The 3,304-nt window shown below is 34.8% G+C and carries 3 protein-coding genes; 1 reads left to right on the plus strand and 2 read right to left on the minus strand.

Annotated elements, in window-relative coordinates; translation table 11 throughout:
- On the minus strand, nucleotides 1-1,121 hold a 1,121-nt coding region (locus HET73_RS06615; protein ID WP_174134230.1), incomplete at its 3' end, for a hypothetical protein.
- Nucleotides 1,122-1,223: 102 nt separating this feature from the next.
- A complete protein-coding gene (locus HET73_RS08725) occupies nucleotides 1,224-1,409 on the minus strand; it encodes a hypothetical protein (RefSeq protein ID WP_246210255.1) in 186 nt (61 codons plus the stop codon).
- On the opposite strand from HET73_RS08725, the gene HET73_RS06620 reads away from it, so the two are divergent.
- Entirely contained in the window at nucleotides 1,330-3,279 is a 1,950-nt protein-coding gene (locus HET73_RS06620; protein ID WP_458694648.1) for a heme lyase CcmF/NrfE family subunit, read from the plus strand. The two genes, HET73_RS08725 and HET73_RS06620, sit on opposite strands and share 80 nt — an antisense overlap.
- The last annotated feature ends 25 nt before the right edge of the window (nucleotides 3,280-3,304 follow it).

Genomic DNA, 3,304 nt, shown 5'->3' on the forward strand with positions numbered 1-3,304 from the left:
TCCATTAATTCCTCAAATTTTTCCATACCACATGAACTGCTCATTTCTCGTGGTATGCTTTTGAATATTTCTCTTATTTTGGTCAAGTTTTGACAAATTTTTTCCTGATATCCAGCAATTCTTTCTTGGTATATATCAATCATTTTCTGGCATGCACTGCTCCTCAATGGATGTTCTTCTTTTTCCTTTATGTAAGAATTTTGAAAGTTTTTACAGTTAAGAATTGCTTCCCTGTATTTTTTTATGTCGTTAATTATTCCGATTATTGACTTACCTATTTCCCTCAAGTTTTTTTTCTGTTCTTTTCTGTCAATTACACTCTTAGATTCATTCCGTTCTTTTCTGTTAACTGAACCCTTGGATTCATTTTCTGCCTGGTTCATTTTGTCATATAGGTTTTTACATTCTTTGTAAGATGCCAGTGGCTGTAATACTCCTTCTTCTACGCTTTTATCGTAAAAGTTCTTCAACTCATCACTTGATAGTATTGCTATAGCATCTTCTCTTTTACCGTGTGATTTAGGGTAAGTTTTATTGAATGAACTAACATGGCTTAATAAGAAGTCTTTAACGAGCTCTTCTTTTTTTACTTCAGACAATTTCTCTAGTGTTTTGATATATTTTAAAGTTTCCGCAAAAAGCTGTCCACCAGACGGAGCAAATCCTTGAATTGGTTTACTCTGTGCTTTATAAAAATCAGTTTGTAAAAAATCTTCAGCTTGCTTTTTCATTACTGAGAGTTCATGAAATGCTGTTTTTGGACTGATTTCCCTCAAAATACTAATGGCTTTTCTAACTGCTTTCTCTCTTTTTTTATTACCCTGCTTTTCATTTAATATTAGGCGCTCAGTTTTGGTACCGCTAGCACTCTTGGCAATGTTACAAACAATGTTTTGTACAACTTGCTTGGTTGCCACATAATCTATTTCCTTTGCAAAACAATCAACAAATAATTGCCAAATTTTCTTATCGACAAACTTACTTTTCTTATTTTCAAAATCTTTTCTACTGTCAAATCCTAAAATAGTATAGAGATTTTTTTCAACTCTTGGTTCGTCATAATGTTTTGTTACTTTACTATTTCCATTAAATAGAGATTTACTAATTTTGATTGCGCCCATGATATTACCTCAACACTATAATAAAAGTATAAAATTTAATATTTAATTTTTACTTACTGTTAACGTAATTGGAGTTGTGAAATATGGATACTAGTTTTGCTTCTATATTAAAACTTTAACTCCTAGCTCGTTATTAGTAATATCATTATATAAATAACTATAACTGATGTCTGAACTTGGAAATATATTGCTATTGATAGCTTGTTTATTGTCCTTAACATATTTATTTCTACCGCTCAGTTCCGTCACTATTGCCATATTTTTCTGTGCATCAGCGTCAATGGCCATATTAATTTATTGCCACATTACAAACGATTTCTCACTCGAAAATGTATATTACCACTCTCATACGACGAAACCTTTGATCTATAAAATCTGTGGTGTTTGGGGGAATAAAGAAGGGTCTATGTTGCTTTGGACCTTAGTGCTTACCTTGTATTTATTATTAATGGATATTTGTATACCCTCTGTCATCCCAGTGTCAAGCACTGGAATGACACCAGAACGAGCTAATGACAGTAAATTAAAGAAAATATCCTTAATCACTCAAGGCTTAATATGCTTTTGTTTTTTGTTGTTCACTTTACTTGAGTCCAATCCTTTTGCTAAAGTGCCAAGCATTAAAACAGATGGTCTTGGTTTTAACCCAATATTGCAAGATATCGGTCTTGCAATTCACCCACCGATATTATATTTGGGGTACCTTGGGTTCAGCGTCCCTTTTTCGCTCTCTATAGCTGGGCTCATTACAAACACTGAAGGAAATGTTTGGGCTAAAATTATCAGGCCTTGGGTGCTTGTTTCTTGGTCGTTACTTACTTTGGGTATAAGTCTTGGCAGTTGGTGGGCATATCGTGAACTTGGTTGGGGTGGATTTTGGTTTTGGGATCCGGTAGAAAACGTTTCTTTGATGCCATGGTTAATTGCAGCAGCACTGACACATCTGTTACTCGTGGTACGAAATTTCAATGTTTTAAGGAACTTTGCCGTTTTGCTCACGCTTACAACTTTTATATTGAGTATAACTGGAACGTTTTTAGTCCGCTCTGGAATACTTGCTTCAGTGCATACGTTTGCAGATGATCCAAGATATGGACTGTATATGTTAGCTTTACTTGGTGTAATTACAGTCAGCAGCTTAGTAATATTTGTAGTATTTACGAGAAAAAATCGCACATCTTCAGTGTCATCCCAGTGCTTGACCAGAAAAAAAGAGACGAGCAGTCAAGCTACTCAAATGACAGAGGGCAAAAAATTCTTCTCACGTTTCACGATGATGTTGATAAACAACCTATTATTTATCACTGCCTTTTTCATCGTGTTTGTTGGCACTTTATACCCGACAATGCTTGAATACTTGACCGGTGAACTCATTTCAGTTGGAGCACCATACTACAATTCCTTATTTAACCCTATTGCACTGTCTGTTTTAATCCTTACAATAATTGGGCAATACTGCCGTTGGCAGGGAAATAGTCTATTGCCAATACTCCGTGAATACAGATTCTCATTTTGTAGTGCTGCAGCTATTTTGCCGTTTATATTTCATATGGAGCTAATAATAGTGCTGTCAATTATCATCTCCATAGCATTATTAGTCTTTGTTTTGGAAGCATATAGCAAAAGAATTCGTTTATTTAAGGTGGCGCTGAGTGAATCAATTTTATTAGCAAGAAGAGTTTCCAAGTCTTACTATGCAATGATGCTCGCTCATGCTGGAGTGGCGATTCTAGTACTCGGTATAGCCTATTTAGTTGGTTGGCAGGAAAAAAAAGAGAGCTACTTAAAAATAGGTGATAGCATAACAGTCAACAAATTTAAAGTTACTTTGCGAAATATTGAATTTATAAAAGAGAAAAATTTCCATGCAGTAAGAGGTACGATGGATATCAGGAATTTGTTGAATAATAAGGTATTAGGTAGAATAACTCCTGAATATAGATTTTATCTTGTGGAGGGTCAGAAAAATGTTGAAAGCAGTATTTATCACAATTTATTTTCTGATATTTACGTTGTAATTGGCGAGATTGATAAGAGTAAGAGCAAAATTGCAGCCAAAGTGCACTATAAACCTGGAATGCCTATGATCTGGCTCGGATCCTTCCTCATCGCTTTTGGCTCGCTCCTTGCTGCTTTCCCTTTGTTGAGAAGATTTTAATAGGGCTCCTCTTTATACTATAACA

The sequence above is a fragment of the Wolbachia endosymbiont of Atemnus politus genome, assembly GCF_013309895.1.

Excerpts from the sequence above, each read along its gene's own strand:
- HET73_RS08725 (WP_246210255.1), bottom strand. The coding sequence starts at position 1,409 with ATGGCCATTGACGCTGATGCACAGAAAAATATGGCAATAGTGACGGAA.